The following is a 16,940-nucleotide window of genomic DNA, read 5'->3' as shown; positions in this document are numbered from 1 at the left end:
GCCCACCGGGCACTTGGAGGGATCTGAAATGGTGCAAAAAGCCTTGGCGCTGGCTGCTTTTGTCAGCGCTCTCCTGGGGTCATCCGCGGTTGTGGCAGACCAGCGCAACCAGCTGCCGCTCGGATTCAAGGACGCCAATGGCAAGACTGTCGGGCGGGTTCTGTGGTCCGGAGGTTCGTACGTTGTCATGCGCGAGGACAAGAAACTGTTCGCGCTGCGGATGGGCGTTACCGGCCCTGACTTCACCAAGGCGAATTTCGAGTCGATTCCTCTCGTCTACGAGACGACCGATTGCTCCGGACCGGCGTACCTCAAGTACGACTTTCAGCTGATTGGCGTGTCGCTCGCCACGGTCGTCCATCCTAATGACGGGCGCACCCTGGTCTATGTCGTCAGCGACATCAACAGGAACATCGTGGTCCAGTCAGAACGCGACAAGAGGCTTAATTGCAAAGCGGGCCAGTACAACGGCTGGGCAGCGCCCGTGGGCGAGCCCATCGACATCACTGGAAAGTACTCTCCCCCGTTCACGATGCGCTGAAGACCAGCCTGCACTTGATTCACGGGCCGACGGCCACGGTGCTGGCAGGCCATGACGCTGCCCCGGAAAGACCGCGGGCGACCCTTCGCGAATTCGAACGCGCCGTCTTCTAGCCATTCAGCACGAGGGACGCCTCGGGATACTGCTCGCACATGAAGTCGACGAAGGCCCGAACCTTCGGCGCCGGGAGTCGTCGCGACGTATGCAAGACCCAGAGCGCGACCTCTGCGCCCGAAACCGTGCCCCACTGAACCAGCTCGCCACGGGTCAATGGGTTCCATGCGATGGACTGCGGTATCAGGGCAGCACCGGCCCCGGCGATGGCAGCGTCGCGAATCATCAGGAAAGAAGAAAGTCTCAGCCTCGGGATCGGCTCCAGAACAAGGCGTCCGTCGTCGAGCGTCCAAGTCGTGGCTTGAAAAGTCGAGGACACGATGCTGGGAACGGGTCTGACCTTGCCGCGTTTTGGCACAGGCACGCAGGGCGCGGCCACCACCACCAGCCGGTCCTTGGCGAAGCACCGGCCGACGAGGCCGCTGTCCGGGCTCGGATTGACGCGGATCACCGCGTCGAACTGTTCCTCGACAAGGTCGACCATGCGATCCTCGGCCACCACCTCGCACGTGACTTCGGGGTAGGCCGCGCAGAACTCGGCGGAGAGGCGACCCATCGCCAGCTGGGAGAACAGCACCGGCGAAGCGACACGCAAGCGTCCACGCGGTGCCGACAAGCCTTCGCGGGCGGCAGTCATGGCTTCAGCCACCTCGTGCATGGGCCCCTCCGTGCGTTCCATCAGCATCTGGCCGGCTTCGGTGAGCTTGAGCCCGCGGGCACTGCGCTCTATGAGTCGCACGCCGAGCTGCTCTTCCAGGTCCGTGATGCGGCGTGACAAGGTGGCCTTGGATCTCCCGCTGGCACGGCTCGCCTTGCCCAGTCCTCCGTGCGATGCGACGAGCGCGAAGTCGGTCAGTGCGTTCAGATCCATTGGTTCCAAATATGAAACGGTCTGTCCACATTCTGGCGTCTTCGTTTTGCCGATGCAACGAACTATCTTCTCGCCATCGCCACTCTCAGACCGCTGAAATGACCACCTCCCACCACCCCCAGGAGACTTCCATGAGCATTCTCGTCACCGGTGCCACCGGCACCGTCGGTTCCCTCGTCGTCCAGGGCCTCGCCGCCGCCGGCGCCGAAGTCAGCGCCTTCGTTCGCACGCCCGGAAAGCAGGCCTTTCCAGCAGGCGTCAAGGAAGTCGTCGGCGACCTGACCGACGTACCCTCATTGCGCGCGGCACTGTCGTCGGTGCGCACGCTGTTCCTGCTGAATGCCGTCACGCCCGACGAAGTGACGCAAGCCCTCGTCGCGCTGAACCTGGCTCGCGAGGCCGGCATCGAGCGCGTGGTCTACCTGTCGGTCATCCATGCGGACAAGTTCACCAACGTGCCGCACTTCACCGGCAAGCACACGGTCGAGCGAATGATCGAGAGCCTCGACATTCCGGCCACCATCCTTCGCCCCGCCTACTTCATGCAGAACGAGCGCATGGTCCAGCAGGTGATCCAGGGCTACGGCGTGTACCCGATGCCGATCGGCTCGACGGGCGTCGCCATGATCGATGCGCGAGACATCGCGGACATCGCCGTCGCCGAACTGCAGCGGCGCAACCGCGCGCCCGCACCGCTGCCGCGCGTGACCCTGGAATTGGTCGGGCCCGAGCTGTTGACCGGAGCATCGGCCGCCGGGATCTGGAGTGCCGCGCTCGGACGCGATGTGCGCTACGGTGGGGACGACGTCGCGGCTTTCGAAGGGCAGATCGCCTCGTCGTCGCCGTCCTGGCTTGCCTACGACATGCGCCTGATGATGGCCGGGATTCAGAAGTTCGGCATGCACGGTTCCCACGGCGCGGCGGATCGGCTGGAGGCCATCCTCGGCCGTCCTCTGCGCAAGTACGCCGACTTCGTCAACGAGTCCGTGGCCGCGGCGTAGCCGATCCTTCCCCGATCGCCATGGCGCGAAGCTCCAGGCGATTTGCCCGACGTGATTGCCAAGAAGCGCAAGAGGCCATCGGCTGAACGCCCATGCGACGAGGATCCCCGTGGCGAGGCTGCTGGACTTCAGGGATCCCCCGTCACCCGCCTGACGCCAACTTCGCCAACGCCTCGATCTCGATGAGCGTGTCGCGCGATGCGAGGGAAGCCACGCCGATGCCCGTCAACGCCGGACGAACGGCACCGAAGTGGCGGGCCAGCACCGGCACGAGCTGTGACATGCCATCCGCCAATTCGCCGCGCACGTACACCCGCAGCTGAAGCACGTCGTCCAGCGACGAGCCGGCTTGGTTCAGCACCGTGGCCAGGTGCTCGACGGCACCTTCGGCCTGTCCTTCCAGCGTGGCGTGGCGGACGCGGGACTCACGGTCCCAGTCGACCTGGCCCGAAACGAAGACGAATCGGGATTCCAGGTCCACCTTGGCCTGCGACATGCCGACGGGTGCGCCGTCGTAGAGGCCTGCGGGGTTGATCAGCTTCGTGCTCATGCGTCGTTCCATGTGGTTTGCCATGGGCCACAGCTTAGGAAAGGCCTGCACCGCGCGCCATGCCGCCGGGCTTGTAGCCGTCACAAGCGGTGCTATCTCGCGGGAGCGAACCGGGCCCGTACGTGGCCGAGGACCCAGCTCAGCAGCGGGTCGGACATCGCCGAGGGGTGGCAAGCCGCGACCACCTCGAAGCCCGGCGGGTACTTCTCGAGCGGCACCTCGAACAGCCCTTCGCAGGGCAGCAGCCGCGACGGCATGAAGGCCACCATGTCGGACTGGCGCAGGTACTCGGCTGCCATGAAGAACGAGGGCACCGACGCCACGACGCGGCGCCGCAGCCCCTGCTGCTCGAACCATTGGCCCGCTGAGCCGTCGAAGGTCGGCACCGCCGGAGACACCACCAGAAAGTCATGGGCCACGAGCGCCTGCAGAGGCAGCGAGCCTGGCCCTTCGATCAGCGGCCTGCCGGCTACGCACACATACCTTTCCGTGAAGAGCGGGATCGTCAGCAGGCCTTCGGGCACATAGCCGCTGGTGGTGAAGGCCACGCCGATTTCACCCTCCTGCATCCGGCGGACCAGGGCGGCGCTCTCGATGTTCGAGACCTTCACACGGACCCGCGGGGCCGCGCGGCGCAGCTCGCTGATCAAGTCGCCGACGACGAGGCGTTGGGCATGGTCGGTGGCCGAGATGCTCAAGGTGCGCTCGACCTCCACCAGCGGGATCGACGCCGGCAGCGGCATGGCGTGAACCAGCGCCAGCAACTGGCGGACATGGGGCTGTATCAGCTGGCCATAGGCCGTCGGCACCATGCCGTGGCCGGTGCGCACGAACAGGGGATCGCCAAGAATCTCACGGGTCCGCTTGAGCTGCAGGCTCACGGCTTGTTGCGAGACGTCGAGCGCCTCGGCGGCCGCCGACACCGTGCCCTGCTCATAGAGGGCGCTGAGCATGCGCAGGTGGTTGAGTTCCAGCTTCTCGATCATGGACGGCCACCGTGGGGGCGATCTGCGAATGCCATGGTCGCGAGCGCAATCTGCCGCGAAGATGGCAATGGGTTGCCGAGGATAGCCGTCATCGGCAGGGGCCGCGAGAACGGCCTGTCACGCTGCCGAAGTCGACGCGAACTGAAATATGCTCCGGCCCACAATCTTCAGAGAGGACATCAACATGCATCGGTTCCTTCGTCTTGCTCTTGGCGCCGCCTGCTGCGTCACCGCACCCGCGCTGTGGGCGTTGCCCACCCAATATCACCTGCAGGATCTCGGCGCGAGCAGCGAGGCCGTCCACATCAATGCCAAGGGCCAGGCGGCGGGCACCGACACCAGCACCGGTCAACGGTATGCCGCCGTCTGGACGGACGGCGAGATGCAAAGGCTCGACAACCCCTACACCGTGGGGGATGCGTACGGGATCAATGCCGCAGGGGTCGTCGTGGGGAGCGCCGGCTATCCCGATGCGGCGATCTGGACCAGCTCCGGCATGTTCGTGGATCTCGGCCAGGGCTTCGCCGGCAGCTATGTCACCTCGATCAACGACAAGGGCAATTGCGTCCTCAACGGCGCGGTGGACGCCGAGACCCTCGTCATGTACTTCGCGCCCGGATGCGATGGCTCGAAGCTGGTGCAGATAAGCGCCTACGCCCAAGGCGTCGCCATCAACGCCAATGACCAGATCGCCTTCACCGACATTTCATTCAGCCACCAGCAGCGAGCCTACCTGTACAGCGCCGGCACGTTCACGGACCTGGGAGTGCTCGCCGGGTACACGCAAAGCCTCGCCAGCGACCTGAACGGCCACGCCCATGTCGTCGGCACGGCGGCTGATGCAGCCTACGACCTGCGCGAAGGCTTCTTCTGGAACGGCCGGAAGATCCAGAAGGTGGGGACGCTCGGCGGCGCGCGCTCGGAGGCGACGGCGGTCAACAACTCCGATGTCGTCGTCGGCTCCGCGCAGACGCGCAAGGGTCAGTGGCATCCCTTCGTCCGCGACATGCGCGCCGATGGCTCCCGGATGCAGGACCTCTCGACCATGCTCGACGCGAGCGGCGCCGGCTGGTCGCTGGATCGTGCCCTCAGCATCAACAAGTCGGGCCAGATCCTGGTGCGCGGCACGGCGCCTGGAGACTCCGCGCCGCATTCGGCGATCCTGACACCGCTGGATTGATCGCAGTCCGCGCCAGGCTGTGGCCAGTGCCCAGGCCTCCCTCATGAACGCTTATCTTCCGCCGTGCTCCTGGGGGGCTCCATCGCTGGCGTGCTCGACATCGCCTTCGCCATCTCATTTGCCGTCTAGCCCGGTGCGGCCGCCGAGTCCTTGTATTTCCAACGTTAGATCGCACCATTTCTCATGAAGCGCCCATTCATGGTCATCGCCACAAGCCTCTGGTGCCTTCTTGCATCTGCGGCTCCGACGCCGGCGTCCGTACGAGCCGAGGTCGAGGCGTTGATGGCCAGGCTGCAAGCATCCGGCTGCGAGTTCAGCCGCAACGGTTCCTGGTACACCGGGTTGCAGGCCAGAGATCACCTGCTTCGCAAGCTGGAGTACCTGGAAGGCAAAGGCACCGTCCAGAGTGCCGAGCAGTTCATCGAGCTGGCGGCTTCCAGGAGCAGTTCCTCGGGCAAGGCCTATCAGGTCAAATGCGGCGGGCAACCGGCCGTCGAGAGCAAGGTCTGGCTCACGGAGCAGTTGGCAGCCCTGCGTGTTCCGGCCGGCAAAGGCAAACCGTGATGCCTGAGGCCTTCAGCGGGCTGGCAAGCGCCTAAAGCGCCTCGTCCCGATACACCATCTGCAGCGCGCCATTGGCCGCATGGATGCGCTCGTTGCCGATCATGAGCGCCGCCGAGTGGGCGTCGCGCAGGTGGCGGGCGATGCTGTAGGGCGAGTCGTTGCGGTAGCCAGTGGTGCCGGTGATGCGTAGCGCCTTGGCGCAGATGTCGGCCACCAGCTCGGAGCTGGCGAGCTTGAGGTGGTTGAGCTGGACTGCGCAGGCCACCGAAGACAGCTCTTGCGCGCCGCCGTCCGGGGCTGCCGTCATGCGGTCGTAGCGGCTGGCCCATTCGCGCACCTGGACGCGCATGAGCTGCAGCTGGGCCGACACGTCGCTGAGGCGCGCGGCAGTGGGGGGCGTGGCGGACATCTTGCGGCCGGTGTCGCGCACGAAGGCGCGGGCGCGGGCCACCGCGTCGGTCGCGATGCCGAGCCAGGCGGAGCTCCACAGGATGTGCGCCCACGGCACCATGGTTTGGGCGTTGATGTCGGCGAAGGGCGCCGGCACGATCTGCTCCGGGCCGAAGCGGGCGGTGATGGTGTAGCCCGGGCTGCAGGTGCCTCGCATGCCCATCGCATCCCACGTGCCCGCCTGCTGCATCTCGCACTGGGGCTTGCGGGCCAGCACCATGGCCTGGTCCCCGGCCACCGATTCGACGTGGCGCCGGACGGTGATCAGCAAGTCGTCCGCCGCGTCGCCGTACGACACGACGGTGCCCTCCTTGCGCACGAGGCAGCTGCCGTCCGGCTGGGTCTCGACCGGGCAGATGCTGGTGCGCACCGATCCTCCCACGCCCGCCTCGCTGGTCACGGACGCGATCAGCCGCTGGTCACGCACCAGCTCGTGCAGATGGCCTTCGAAGAACGGGGTGCTGCCATGGCGGACCAGGCAGGCCACCTGCACCTGGTGCATGGCGAACACCATCGCGGCCGAGGCGCAGCGCTGGCCCAGCGCCTCGCACATCTGGCCCAGCTCCGCGATGCCCAGCCCGAGGCCGCCGAAGCGCTGCGGCACGTGCGCGGAAAGCAACTGCTCGGTCTTCAGCGCATCGATGGCTTCTCGGGGGAAGCGCGCGTCGCGGTCCACCGCTTGCGCTGCCGGGCCGGCCACCTCGCGGGCGATCTGGCGCACCCGTTCGACACGGGCCGAAGCCGCCTGCTCCGGGCCGGCGGGCGAGGCGGGAGCAACGGGCTTGACGACGAGATTCACGGCAGGGCCTTCCACGGGATGACGAGACGCCTACCTTATTCGCCGGGGCTGATGCCGGGCTTGATACACCACAAGTGGGTTGCGCCGAGGCACTGGCGTGGGGCCACGGAACAGGGCCGAGCCGCGCCAACCCCTGCGCCGCAGCCAACGCAGTTGAACGGCGGCTTACGCTTGAGGCGAGCGCGGAACAGGCGCAGAGCGGGTCGGCCGGTCGAGACCTCGATTCAGGCCGACGGTGGCCGCTCGACGCCGAGTTGGCTCCACAGGGTGTTGATGTCGCCGATGCCTCGGTGCTCGACGATGCAGCCGTCTTGCACCCGGTCGACATGCATGACCGTGAAGTCGACTGGCCGGTGGGTGGCCGCCACGCCCATGAAGGCGCGTGTATGGCGGCCGCGGTAGCACCCGATGGTGGCCACGCTGTTGCCTTCGGCGATGACGAAGTCGAAAACATGCCGGCCATCGGGGAAGCCCTCGCGGAAAGCCTCGCCGAAGGCCAGGAAGCCCGGCCAGTCGAGCACCTTCGCACCGAAGACCCGGGCCTCGAAAGGCGCGCCGATGCCGCCAAAGCGTCGCAGCTCGCCCTGATCGAAGGCCTCGTAGAAGGCCATCACGGTCCCCCTGGGGGTAGGGTGCACGAGGGGTTGCGGTGTGTTCATGGTCGTGTCCTTGTGAAGCAGACGTGGGACGTGGGCAGGCGCCGATGCTGGCGATCTATGCGGCCACCACCACGCCATGGCGGTGCATCACTCCCAGCAACTTCGGCAGGTTGGCTGCCCCTTCCGGAACTTCGCTGGCGAGCGAACTGAACAGGCGAGTCGCCTGCCCGCCGGCGCCGCTGAACTCGACCATGCCGCCGCCGCCGGGGCCGAAGCTGAATGCATGCACCGTGCCCGCCGGCACATGCACCAGCGTGCCCGGGCCGGCCGAGTGGTCGGAACCGCCCGCGGAGAACCGCACCGAGCCGCGGGTGACGTAGAAACTCTCGTCCCAGGGATGCGAGTGCGGCGGCGGCCCGGCCCCTTCTGGCCCCTCCTGCAGTGTGATCTCGTACGAACCAGTGCGCGTGTTAGGCGCCAGCACGGTGATGGCAACGCCCACGACGTCCAGCGGCGAAGGGCGCTGGTCGGGCGTGGTGACGAAGGCTTCGGTGTCTGTCATGGCATGCTCCTCGTTGAAGCGGTTGAACAAGGCCTTCAGTCTGGTCGCGTGGTCGCGCCCGCGTTCTGAACAAGCGCCGAAGCTGATCTGAAGTTCTCCTTAAGAGCCGAGAATTCGCCCCATGGCCCGCCTCACCGACGAAATGCTCGGTTTCCTCGCCACCGGTGTGGCACACCAGGTCGGCGGCTGCACCGCCGAAGGCCGCCCGCTGATCTGCCGCGCCCTCGCCGCCCAGGCCTTGGACGACGGCAGGCTGCGTGTGCTGATGTCGGGCGTGCAGGGATTCGAGCTGCTCGAAGCGATCCGCATCAACGGTCGCATCGCCTTGTGCCTCGTCGCGCCGGGCGACTACCGAGCCGTACACCTCAAGGGCCGGGATGCGCAGGTGAGCGCAGCCGACGGGCCGCGTGAGCGTGCGCTGGTGGCCGAGCGGCTGCGCAGGTTTGCCGCCCAACTCGCCCCCTTCGGCTTCCCGCCGGGCTACGCCGAGGCGTTGTATGCAGTGCCGCCGGGTGCCCTCGTCGCCATCACCTTCACCCCTGAAGGCGCCTGGAGCCAGACCCCCGGCCCGGGGGCCGGCCATGCCTTGGACTTGAATTCATGAGCGCGTCCGGGCATGGCGACCTGAGCGTGTCGCTCAAGAGCATCCGCCGCCTGCTCGAGGGCCTGATGCCGCCTTCGATGACCACGGTCACGCCCGACGGCATGCCGCACGTCAATCACGTCTCGCACGCCGAGTATGTGGACGAGAACCATGTCGCGCTGACCTGGCAGTTCCAGAACGCCAGCCGGGCCAACATCCTGGCCACGCGCCGGGCCTGTCTTTCGTTCGACGATCCGGCCAGCGGCACCGGTTTCGTGATGCAGATCGAGTACCTCCGAACGGAAACCGAGGGGCCGCTGTTCGAGCGCCTGCGCGCCAAGCTCGCCGGCATTGCCTCGCACAGCGGCATGGACGGCGTGTTCCACCTGCGCGGCGCCGACGTCTATCGAGTCCTCGAGTTGCGCCGCGTGCCGGGCCGCCTGGACATGCCGTCGATGGCGCCGCGCTGCGATGTCGCTGCCGGCGCGCGGCGGGTGTCCGAGGCGCTGGCACGCTGCGACGACGCCGCCGAAATGCTGGACACGCTGATGGACGGCCTCGCGCGAGAACTCCTGATCGAACATTCGATGCTGTGGATGCTGGAGACCGATCGCCCGGCGCTCACCTTGGTGGCCAGCCACGGCTACGGCGCTCATCGAATCGGCGCGGAACTGCAGGTCGGCGTTGGCCTGGTCGGCACGGCGGTTCGCGAAGGCGTGCCCATCCGCATCGGCCACATGAGCCTGTCGATGGTTTACGGCCGCGCGGCACGCGGCGTCATCGACGAACTGGGGCTGGCGCAGGCCGTCTCGGCCGAGATTCCCTTGCCCGGCTTGCCTGCGCCGCGCAGCCAGCTGGCGGTGCCCCTGCGCGCCCGCTCGCGCATCGTCGGTGCATTGTTCGTCGAAAGCCAGCACGACCAGTTCTTCAGCTACGACGACGAAGACGCGCTCATGCTGCTGGCCGGGCAACTCGGCGCATTGCTGGCCGGCCTGCACGCCAACGACGCGTCGCTGCGCCCTGCTGCCGCCGCAGCCCCGGCCAGCCCGGCGCCCCAGGCTGCGGGTGCGCCGGCGCTGCGTCTGCGGCTGCACGCAAAGGACAACAGCGTGTTCGCCGACGACGAGTACCTGATCCGGGGTGTCGCCGGGGCCATCTTGTGGAAGCTCGCGCGCGAGCATGTGCAAAGCGGCCGCGTCGAGTTCAGCAACCGCGAGCTGCGCGCATCGGCCAGCGAGTTGCGCCTGCCCGAGGTCGACGACAACCTCGAGGTGCGTCTCGTTCTGTTGCAGCGGCGACTGGCGGAACGCGGCGGCCCTCTGCAGATCGAGAAGACCGGCCGCGGCCGCTTCAGGTTCGTCGTCGGCCGACCACTCGACCTGCTTTGAACGTATCGCTCTGTCCGATGAACAAAGCTCTGACCCTGGCCGCCCTCACCGCCACCCTCCTCTGCCCCACCACATTCGTTCGAGTGACGTGGGCGCTGCAGGCGCAGGCGATGGAGGGTGATCTCTCGAAGTACGCGGCCATCGTCTTCCCGAACAGCTCGGGAGAGGAGTTGAACGAGAAGCAGCGGCAGCAGGTGGAGCAGTACATGCGCGGCGGCGGCAACGCGGTGGTGGTGCACCGGGCCATCATCTCGGCATCGGGCTGGCGCATGAGTCAGGGGGCCGGCCGCAGGAACCGTTGCCGGTGACCAGCGGGAGCTGGACAGCGGCCATCCTGCGCAAAGAAGCCCCGCCGCCGGCTCCCAAGGCGGTGGCCGATCTGCAACCGCGTGGATGGGGGTAGGAGGAGCCGGCCCGCGGTCAGGGGCGCGGTGCTGGCGGGGTGAAGGCAGTGTCCCGTCCCGTGCCCGCCCGCCCCATCCCCCTGAAGGGGGCCCTACGGGAGGTGCCGGGCGCCGGCTGCCGGCCCTGCGCCATTTCGCTCAACTTGCATCCCTCGATCAGGGGGCCCGCGGGATCCGCTCGAGGATCGGGGTTTGCCTGAAGTTGCGCAAGGCGGGTCTCACTATGACACCGCAGGAGGGGCTATGAAACACGTCCGTCTGGCAGCGACCACGCTGGTCCTCTGCGGCGCCAATGCGATGGCGCAGGAGATCGGGCGCGAAGACACGAAACCGCTTGCAACCGATGTCTCGTTCGCATCTGCGAGTGGCATAGAGATCCGGACGGCCCCATCGCCGCTGGGCAGCCTGTCCTTCGGCCAGGTTCCCGCACGGCCTCTGGACATCCCGGCCGAGCCACCGCTTGCCGCAGAAAAGGGCGTCAAGGTCGCCGCCTTCCCGGAGGAAGAAACAGCCCCCGGCGGCCGCGCAGACGCCCGGCCCGTGCCCGAGCCGCCCACCCTGCTGATGCTGATGGCCGGCCTGGGGGCGCTTGCGGTGGTGATTTCTCGCCGCCAATGAGGAGCCCGACCGTGCCGGGCGCAGCGCAGCCACTGCCGCGTCACGGTGAAGGGATGTTCGCAGCCGGGTCGATGAGTTCTCATCCGCCCGGGCTGCACAGGCGCGCGGTCAACCGCCGCTGTTGTTGATATAGGGATCGCACACGACGGCGTTGCCACTGCCGTCGTGGTACTTGATCGAGTACTTCAAGTTTTGCGATGACGTGCCGGGCTGTGTGGCCAGGCGAATTCGATAGTACGGCTCGGCCGACGAACTGGCGCTTCCCAGGCCGTTCGAGTCCGAGGTCGGGCCTGCGTCAGTGATCGCCGCCATATCGGCCGGCGAGACATTGATCCACGTGGGTCCGTCGTCGACATGGAACCTCGCCGCCGCATCACCGCTGATGCGCCACACCACCACGACGCTGGCGTTGCCCTTGGCTCTCAGCTCGAACGGATCCACTCCCGGCACGTTCGTCACCGTGTTCTTGCTCAAGCTCACCGGGCACACCCATTGGCTGTTGATCTGCGTGCACGTCGGCAGGGACTCCGTCACATGCGTGCAGGAAGAATAGAGCGGAGCCACGGTTTCTCCCACCCCCTTCGTCCCGCAGCCGGACAGGCAGAGGGCCGACACGAGGGCCGGCACAAGAAGTTCGATTCGCATGATTGCCCTTCTTCGATGAGTGAACTGGCCAATTGACTTCAACGCAATGTCTCCAGGCTGAACCCGATCAACCCGGCCGCCGCGTACCCGAGCACGGTCGTCATCCTGTCGGGGTCGGGTTGGTTGTAGTTGTCATCCCACTCCACGAGGAATGAAAGAGTCTTCCCGCACTGCCCGTCGACCAGATGCCTGGCGTAGGCGTAGTCCAGGCAGGAACCCGGCATCGGCCTGTCGACGTACCAGGCGCTCGTGCTGAACTGCGGACCACCAGCGCCCACCACATCGGCCACGAAGCGCGACGCCAGCCGTTCGAACAATGCCTGGTCCTGCGAGCACATGAACTCGCTGTAGGCATCGCCCCTCAAGCCCCGCCGGCCGCGGTAGCCCGCCTGCCTGAAGTTCATGGCCGAGTTCGTGGCTTGCGACTCGTCGACAGCCCAGGGATGTCGAATGGTCAGGCCGGGCCGATGAAGGTCGATGAGCCAGCGTGCCGGATAGCTGTCGAGCAGCGCGCGGATGTTCTTCGTCTCTGGTTCGGACGCAGCGGACGGTCCGTGGTAGTTGCCGGAGTCGGTGTCATCGAGGTCCCAGGGGGCGACCGCAGGATCGAACTCGGCGACGTCGAAAAGGAAATCGAAGTTGCGGTTGAGATCGACGCCTGCCGCGAAATCCAGTCCGTTCTTCGGGCGCGCGTTGCGGCGCATGCCCGCCCTCGTGGGGTCCGTCTGGGTCGCATGGCGGCCGTCGGGGTTGACCACCGGCACCAGGATGAGGTCGCGCTCGGCAAGCAGTTGCGCGACCTCCAAAGGCGAAATCTCGAGGCCGCCGTAGTTCAACGGCACGTCATGCACGACCGAATACAGCAGATCGGACGCGAGGTGCAACAGGATCTCGCAGCCCCCCCACTCGTCGGCATGCATGCAGCCGAGCATGACGATGGCCGGCTTCTTCGAAGACGGTCGTCCGAGGCGCAATGCCTTCACGTTCCGGTTCTGCCAGGTCCGATGCGGCAGGTCGATCAGTTGGGCCTGGTCCGGGTACGTCGCTTCGAGGTTCACGAGTGCCTCGTTGAACTCCTCGTCGTTGTAGTAGGGCTCGTAGCCCTCCCGAGACTGACCGGCGCCCAGGCTGGGTGGCGGCTGGCCGTTGCGAAACCGGTTCGTCGAAGGGACCCATGCCCGCAGCGCTTCGGCAGTCCGGGCAAGCTCGGGCTCACTGCGCAAGACCTTCAAGCCGAACCTGGCAACGTTGGCGACAAGGTCGGCCGGCACCAAGGCCGTGCCGACCAGGTCTTCGCCACGGATCTGCACGCCGTGCAGCTCCGCCGTTGACTTCCCCAGCCATTTGGCGACCGAGGAAGGCGCTCCTTCGACCTGCACAAAGACCTGTCCGGTACGAGTTGGCATGTGTCGGCACTTTCGTCTGCGTGAGGACGCCATTGGCCGCGCAATCGTCAAATCGCGCATCCCCAGGGATGAGGAAACACCGTCGTGCCGACCGGGCCGGATGGGGCATCGGCCACGACCCCGGCCGTCAGGCCGGTCCGCCGGATGGCCCGGCCGTCGAAACCAGGTGCCTGACCCGGCCGAGCGCCTCGAGCAGCTCACTGCCCTCGCCGGCCCCGACGGCGACCGCCAGGGCCTCGGCCGACGCGAGCGAGGTGTCCATCTCGTCCCGCTTGCCGGCCCTCCAGGCGCACTCCGCGCGCGCGCACAGCAGCAGCCCCAGACTCATCTTGTCGCCAATATCCTCCAGGTGGGCCTGCCCGTCGCGCAGGCACCTGTCCGCCTGCGCGAAGCGCCCGGCCCGACCGTGCAGCGCCCCCAGGTAGCCCAACACCTGGCCTTCGGTTCTTCTGTCCTGCAGGGCTCGAGCAACTTCCAGGGCCGATTCGTAGTGGCCGCCGGCTGCCGCGGCCTGTCCCAGCTCCTCGGCTGCCAGGCCCAGGTTGCACAGCACGATCGCCTGAAGACGCACATGGCCCAGCTGCCGCGCGGCGACCAAGGCCATCTCCAACTCCTCGACCGCCAGCAGGCTGCGATGTTCCGTGTGATGCAGCAGGCCCAGGTTGCACAGGGTGTTGGCTTCCCACTGACGGTCGCCGAGCTCACGCGCGATCGACAGCGCGCTGGTGCACAACTCATGCGCCTCGCCCAGGCGGCCCTGCTCCGCCGCGAGCATTCCCAGGTTGCCCAGCGTGCCGCCCTCCCAGCGACGCAATCCCCCGCGTCGAGCCGCGGCCAGGGCCGATTCATAGTGAGCACGCGCGCCGGCGTAGTCGCCCAGGCTGCGATGCAGGTTGCCCAGCGGCGTGTGGGCCTCGCATTCGAGCGTGGCATCTGCGGTGGCCAAGGCGGCCGCCAATGCCTGCTCGAGAACAGCGCGGGCGGACTCCATGTGCCCCTGGTTGACCAGCAGGTCGCCCAGCAAGCTCAAGGCGTATGACGCCGTCCGAACGTCGCCGGCCTGGCGGGCGTGGTCGATCGCGGCCTCGAAGTGGGCCCGCGCGTCGGCGCTCCTGCCGCAGGCCTTGCATGCCCAGGCCAGGATGCGCTCCACCCGACCACGGGCGGAGGCAGGCATCGGGATGGCGGCCACTTCCGTCGCGAGGGCGAGCACGCTGCCGAAAGGTCCGCGCAGTTTCAGCAGCTCCCACGCGCCTTCGAGGTTGGCCAGCGCCAGGTCGACTTCACCTGCCTGTGCCATGCGCCGCGCCGCCGCCGCCAGGTTCGCCATTTCGTTCGGCCCCGCATGGTGGCGGTCCGCCTGACCGGCGAAGAACGTGGCATGGCGACGCAGGGCCGCGGCCTGGTCCGCCGGGGCACGACTGGCCATTTCGCCGGCGAAGTCCTTGACCGCCCCCAGCAATTCCATGCGCCCGGACACTGGCGCGCACACCAGGGACTTCTCCACAAGCGCCTGCGTGAGGTTGACCACCGCCGGATCGCCGCGCGGATCGGCCGTGACGACGATGGCTTCGGCCGCCTCCAGCGAGAAGCCTCCCTCGAAGGCCGACAACTGTCCCAGCGCCGCTTGCTCTGCCTTGGACAGCAGGCTCCATGACCACTCCAGCGTCGCCCACAGCGTGGCCTGACGGGCGGGCCGTCCGCGCCGCGGGTCCGGCCAGTTCAGGCGCTCGCCGGCCTGTTCGAGCAGTTTCGCCGGCGTCATCAGGCGACTGCGCGCAGCCGCCAGCTCGATGGCCAGCGGCAGGCAGTCCAGCAGTTGAACCAGCGCTGCGATGCTCCGCCCGCTCTCCTCGGCATCGCCCTGCGCCACGCCCAGAGCGCGTGCCCGTTCCTCGAACAGTTGCACCGCGTCTGCCTCCTCCAGCGGATGCACCCACAGGACCTCCTCCCCTTCCACATCCAGAGGATGGCGGCTGGTGACCAGGAACCGGGCCTCGGGCGCCGAGCTCCGCCAGTCGAGCAAGAGAGGTGCGAGCTCCGAGGTGAGATGCTCGCAGTTGTCCAGCACGAGCAGGCAGCGGCCACGCGAGGCTACCGCCGCCGCCAATTGGCGGTCCGGTTCGCGCCCCAGGGCCACTCCCAGGCTGTGGGCCACGCAGTGCATCACACCATTCCGCTCGCTCGCCGGGGCGATGTCGCAGAACCATGCACCGCCCGGGAACTCGCCCAGCCAAGACCGGGCGAAGCGCCTTGCCAGCCGCGTCTTCCCCACGCCACCGATGCCGCAGGCACACACCAGCCAGGCCGCCCCGGCGAAGCGTGCAGCGAGATCCGCGAGGATGGCTTGCCGGCCGACGAACGCGTTCAGGTCCGGGCCGATGTTGCTCGGGATGGCGCGAGCCGGCGCCCATCCGCCTTCCACCGGGATCACGCGATAGGCCTTCTCGCCCTCGAGCGGCAGCGGGGGGCGGCCGTCGCCCGGGACGACGCCGTGGACCTTGACCGGTATCGACACCCCTTTGAGCATCCAGTGGCCGAGGAAGCAGACCTGTCTCTGCCCCTCAGCCATCGCCGCGCGAGCCTCTTCGCTCAGAAGAGTATGACCAGGACCTGCCATGGACAGCAGCCGCATCGCCACCGGCAGCACCAGACCGTCGATGTCGAACGCCAAGGAGCCCTGCGCCACATCTTCGGCCGAGTTGACCCGAAGACGGACAGGGCCGAAATGGATGGCCGCGCGGGCCATGGCGGACTCCGGCAACCCGCTCATCGTCCGGTGGTAGGCCTCGGTGAACTCGATGGCCTGGTCCACGGAACCGAACAGCGCCAGGAAGCCATCGCTTCGGCCCACCTCCCGCCCACCCAGGCGCCTGAGAAGGTCTCGTGCGGCCTGGTCGTGCATGCCCCACCACAAGCTCATGCGGCCATCGCCCAGCTGTTCGTTCAACCGGGTACTTTCCACGAGGTCGGTGACCACGAGTGCGAAGGAGTGCGGCATGCGTTCGCGACGCCAATGGCGTGGGCGGCAGGTGCCAGCGAGTTTGCCACCGCCGCCCCCATCCCGGCCCGCCACAACGACCCATGCGGGCCATCCACGCGCCAGCCGGCCGCCCTCCCGCCTTTGCGCGAAATGCAAGGCCGATTCCCGGCCCGTCGGGTTTCCGTTCTCCGGCCCGGCTCCTACAGTGGCCTCACCGACATCCCCAACCACTCACGAGGAAAACGACATGCCGATCCTGAACGTCAAGGTATCCGCCCACCGCAGCCAGGCCCTGTCGCAGCAGATCACCAACACCCTGCTCGACCTCACCGAGCGCATCCTCAGGAAGAACCGCAAGCTGACCGCCGTCGTCATCGACTACGTGGATCCGCAGGACTGGTTCATCGGTGGCGAGTCGCTGGCTGCCCTGGACAAGCGCAGCTTCTACTTCGACGTGAAGGTCGTCGACGAGACCAACACCAAGGCCGAGAAGCTGCAGTACATCGCCGAAGCGTTTGCGGCCATGGCCGAGCTGCTCGGCAACCTCCACGAGGAGAGCTACATCCACGTGGAGGACGTCCGGGCCACCGCCTACGGCTACGGCGGCAAGACGCAGGAGTTCCGTTTCCACCATCCCGGCTGAGCGCGCAGGCAAAGGCGGTCGCTACCATCCCGCGTCTGCCACTTTCGGCACGC

Annotated in this window: 18 protein-coding genes; 9 read left to right on the top strand and 9 right to left on the bottom strand. The window is 67.3% G+C overall.

Annotated elements, in window-relative coordinates:
• The first annotated feature begins 28 nt into the window (after nucleotides 1–28).
• Nucleotides 29–541 carry a hypothetical protein gene (locus tag ACS5PM_RS06620; RefSeq protein ID WP_439386762.1) on the top strand — a complete coding sequence of 171 codons (513 nt, stop codon included), beginning with the start codon at nucleotides 29–31 and terminating at the stop codon, nucleotides 539–541.
• 109 nt (nucleotides 542–650) lie between these two features.
• On the opposite strand, the gene ACS5PM_RS06615 is transcribed toward ACS5PM_RS06620, so the two are convergent.
• Nucleotides 651–1,526 (bottom strand): LysR family transcriptional regulator, encoded by an 876-nt coding sequence (locus ACS5PM_RS06615; RefSeq protein WP_439386760.1) that lies wholly within the window; start codon nucleotides 1,524–1,526, stop codon nucleotides 651–653.
• A 131-nt stretch (nucleotides 1,527–1,657) separates the two neighbouring features.
• Between ACS5PM_RS06615 and ACS5PM_RS06610 the strand changes: the two genes are divergently transcribed.
• Nucleotides 1,658–2,527, top strand: coding sequence for an NmrA/HSCARG family protein (locus ACS5PM_RS06610; protein WP_439386852.1), 870 nt, complete (start codon nucleotides 1,658–1,660; stop codon nucleotides 2,525–2,527).
• A gap of 142 nt (nucleotides 2,528–2,669) precedes the next feature.
• On the opposite strand, the gene ACS5PM_RS06605 is transcribed toward ACS5PM_RS06610, so the two are convergent.
• Nucleotides 2,670–3,077, bottom strand: coding sequence for a RidA family protein (locus ACS5PM_RS06605; protein ID WP_439386758.1), 408 nt, complete (start codon nucleotides 3,075–3,077; stop codon nucleotides 2,670–2,672).
• 92 nt (nucleotides 3,078–3,169) lie between these two features.
• On the bottom strand, nucleotides 3,170–4,063 hold the full coding sequence (locus ACS5PM_RS06600) for a LysR family transcriptional regulator (RefSeq protein WP_439386756.1): 894 nt from the start codon (nucleotides 4,061–4,063) through the stop codon (nucleotides 3,170–3,172).
• A 184-nt stretch (nucleotides 4,064–4,247) separates the two neighbouring features.
• Between ACS5PM_RS06600 and ACS5PM_RS06595 the strand changes: the two genes are divergently transcribed.
• Nucleotides 4,248–5,243 carry a hypothetical protein gene (locus ACS5PM_RS06595; RefSeq protein WP_439386754.1) on the top strand — a complete coding sequence of 332 codons (996 nt, stop codon included), beginning with the start codon at nucleotides 4,248–4,250 and terminating at the stop codon, nucleotides 5,241–5,243.
• A gap of 198 nt (nucleotides 5,244–5,441) precedes the next feature.
• On the top strand, nucleotides 5,442–5,807 hold the full coding sequence (locus ACS5PM_RS06590; protein ID WP_439386752.1) for a YfeK family protein: 366 nt from the start codon (nucleotides 5,442–5,444) through the stop codon (nucleotides 5,805–5,807).
• A 31-nt stretch (nucleotides 5,808–5,838) separates the two neighbouring features.
• Here ACS5PM_RS06590 and ACS5PM_RS06585 read toward each other — a convergent pair whose 3' ends face one another.
• The 3 genes from ACS5PM_RS06585 to ACS5PM_RS06575 all read right to left on the bottom strand — a co-directional run bounded on the left by ACS5PM_RS06585 (nucleotide 5,839) and on the right by ACS5PM_RS06575 (nucleotide 8,217).
• Nucleotides 5,839–7,056: an acyl-CoA dehydrogenase family protein gene (locus ACS5PM_RS06585; protein ID WP_439386750.1), complete on the bottom strand. Its 1,218-nt coding sequence runs from the start codon at nucleotides 7,054–7,056 to the stop codon at nucleotides 5,839–5,841.
• A 224-nt stretch (nucleotides 7,057–7,280) separates the two neighbouring features.
• Nucleotides 7,281–7,715 (bottom strand): ester cyclase, encoded by a 435-nt coding sequence (locus ACS5PM_RS06580; RefSeq protein ID WP_439386748.1) that lies wholly within the window; start codon nucleotides 7,713–7,715, stop codon nucleotides 7,281–7,283.
• Between the two features lie 55 nt (nucleotides 7,716–7,770).
• Nucleotides 7,771–8,217 (bottom strand): cupin domain-containing protein, encoded by a 447-nt coding sequence (locus ACS5PM_RS06575; RefSeq protein ID WP_439386746.1) that lies wholly within the window; start codon nucleotides 8,215–8,217, stop codon nucleotides 7,771–7,773.
• Nucleotides 8,218–8,338: 121 nt separating this feature from the next.
• Between ACS5PM_RS06575 and ACS5PM_RS06570 the strand changes: the two genes are divergently transcribed.
• From ACS5PM_RS06570 to ACS5PM_RS06555, 4 genes are all read left to right on the top strand, one after another.
• Nucleotides 8,339–8,821: a pyridoxamine 5'-phosphate oxidase family protein gene (locus ACS5PM_RS06570; RefSeq protein ID WP_439386744.1), complete on the top strand. Its 483-nt coding sequence runs from the start codon at nucleotides 8,339–8,341 to the stop codon at nucleotides 8,819–8,821.
• A complete protein-coding gene (locus ACS5PM_RS06565) occupies nucleotides 8,818–10,188 on the top strand; it encodes a GAF domain-containing protein (RefSeq protein WP_439386742.1) in 1,371 nt (456 codons plus the stop codon). Before ACS5PM_RS06570 ends, ACS5PM_RS06565 begins: the two co-directional genes overlap by 4 nt.
• A 17-nt stretch (nucleotides 10,189–10,205) precedes the next feature.
• Nucleotides 10,206–10,496 (top strand): ThuA domain-containing protein, encoded by a 291-nt coding sequence (locus ACS5PM_RS06560; protein ID WP_439386740.1) that lies wholly within the window; start codon nucleotides 10,206–10,208, stop codon nucleotides 10,494–10,496.
• 339 nt (nucleotides 10,497–10,835) lie between these two features.
• Entirely contained in the window at nucleotides 10,836–11,210 is a 375-nt protein-coding gene (locus ACS5PM_RS06555; RefSeq protein ID WP_439386738.1) for a PEP-CTERM sorting domain-containing protein, read from the top strand.
• A gap of 108 nt (nucleotides 11,211–11,318) precedes the next feature.
• Here the strand turns inward: ACS5PM_RS06555 and ACS5PM_RS06550 are convergent, their stop codons facing one another.
• The 3 genes from ACS5PM_RS06550 to ACS5PM_RS06540 all read right to left on the bottom strand — a co-directional run bounded on the left by ACS5PM_RS06550 (nucleotide 11,319) and on the right by ACS5PM_RS06540 (nucleotide 16,262).
• Entirely contained in the window at nucleotides 11,319–11,855 is a 537-nt protein-coding gene (locus tag ACS5PM_RS06550; protein ID WP_439386736.1) for a hypothetical protein, read from the bottom strand.
• Nucleotides 11,856–11,893: 38 nt separating this feature from the next.
• Nucleotides 11,894–13,321, bottom strand: coding sequence for a M14 family zinc carboxypeptidase (locus ACS5PM_RS06545; protein ID WP_439386734.1), 1,428 nt, complete (start codon nucleotides 13,319–13,321; stop codon nucleotides 11,894–11,896).
• 67 nt (nucleotides 13,322–13,388) lie between these two features.
• The gene (locus ACS5PM_RS06540; RefSeq protein WP_439386732.1) at nucleotides 13,389–16,262 is read right to left on the bottom strand and encodes an ATP-binding protein; all 2,874 of its coding nucleotides are present in this window, start codon (nucleotides 16,260–16,262) and stop codon (nucleotides 13,389–13,391) included.
• 229 nt (nucleotides 16,263–16,491) lie between these two features.
• Here ACS5PM_RS06540 and ACS5PM_RS06535 point away from each other — a divergent pair, with 229 nt between their 5' ends.
• Complete coding sequence (locus ACS5PM_RS06535; RefSeq protein WP_439386730.1) at nucleotides 16,492–16,887, top strand: tautomerase family protein; 396 nt, start codon at nucleotides 16,492–16,494, stop codon at nucleotides 16,885–16,887.
• Nucleotides 16,888–16,940: the final 53 nt, after the last annotated feature.

The organism is Ideonella flava (assembly GCF_051857595.1).
In the GTDB taxonomy this organism is placed as follows: domain Bacteria; phylum Pseudomonadota; class Gammaproteobacteria; order Burkholderiales; family Burkholderiaceae_C; genus Ideonella.
This window is presented reverse-complemented; position numbering and strand designations above follow the sequence as displayed.

Bases quoted from the DNA above. Each gene is read 5' to 3' on its own strand.
- ACS5PM_RS06620 (WP_439386762.1), top strand. From the start codon at position 29: ATGGTGCAAAAAGCCTTGGCGCTGGCTGCTTTTGTCAGCGCTCTCCTG.
- ACS5PM_RS06615 (WP_439386760.1), bottom strand. From the start codon at position 1,526: ATGGATCTGAACGCACTGACCGACTTCGCGCTCGTCGCATCGCACGGA.
- ACS5PM_RS06610 (WP_439386852.1), top strand. From the start codon at position 1,658: ATGAGCATTCTCGTCACCGGTGCCACCGGCACCGTCGGTTCCCTCGTC.
- ACS5PM_RS06605 (WP_439386758.1), bottom strand. From the start codon at position 3,077: ATGAGCACGAAGCTGATCAACCCCGCAGGCCTCTACGACGGCGCACCC.
- ACS5PM_RS06600 (WP_439386756.1), bottom strand. From the start codon at position 4,063: ATGATCGAGAAGCTGGAACTCAACCACCTGCGCATGCTCAGCGCCCTC.
- ACS5PM_RS06595 (WP_439386754.1), top strand. From the start codon at position 4,248: ATGCATCGGTTCCTTCGTCTTGCTCTTGGCGCCGCCTGCTGCGTCACC.
- ACS5PM_RS06590 (WP_439386752.1), top strand. From the start codon at position 5,442: ATGGTCATCGCCACAAGCCTCTGGTGCCTTCTTGCATCTGCGGCTCCG.
- ACS5PM_RS06580 (WP_439386748.1), bottom strand. From the start codon at position 7,715: ATGAACACACCGCAACCCCTCGTGCACCCTACCCCCAGGGGGACCGTG.
- ACS5PM_RS06575 (WP_439386746.1), bottom strand. From the start codon at position 8,217: ATGACAGACACCGAAGCCTTCGTCACCACGCCCGACCAGCGCCCTTCG.
- ACS5PM_RS06570 (WP_439386744.1), top strand. From the start codon at position 8,339: ATGGCCCGCCTCACCGACGAAATGCTCGGTTTCCTCGCCACCGGTGTG.
- ACS5PM_RS06565 (WP_439386742.1), top strand. From the start codon at position 8,818: ATGAGCGCGTCCGGGCATGGCGACCTGAGCGTGTCGCTCAAGAGCATC.
- ACS5PM_RS06560 (WP_439386740.1), top strand. From the start codon at position 10,206: ATGAACAAAGCTCTGACCCTGGCCGCCCTCACCGCCACCCTCCTCTGC.
- ACS5PM_RS06555 (WP_439386738.1), top strand. From the start codon at position 10,836: ATGAAACACGTCCGTCTGGCAGCGACCACGCTGGTCCTCTGCGGCGCC.
- ACS5PM_RS06550 (WP_439386736.1), bottom strand. From the start codon at position 11,855: ATGCGAATCGAACTTCTTGTGCCGGCCCTCGTGTCGGCCCTCTGCCTG.
- ACS5PM_RS06545 (WP_439386734.1), bottom strand. From the start codon at position 13,321: ATGCGCGATTTGACGATTGCGCGGCCAATGGCGTCCTCACGCAGACGA.
- ACS5PM_RS06540 (WP_439386732.1), bottom strand. From the start codon at position 16,262: ATGCCGCACTCCTTCGCACTCGTGGTCACCGACCTCGTGGAAAGTACC.
- ACS5PM_RS06535 (WP_439386730.1), top strand. From the start codon at position 16,492: ATGCCGATCCTGAACGTCAAGGTATCCGCCCACCGCAGCCAGGCCCTG.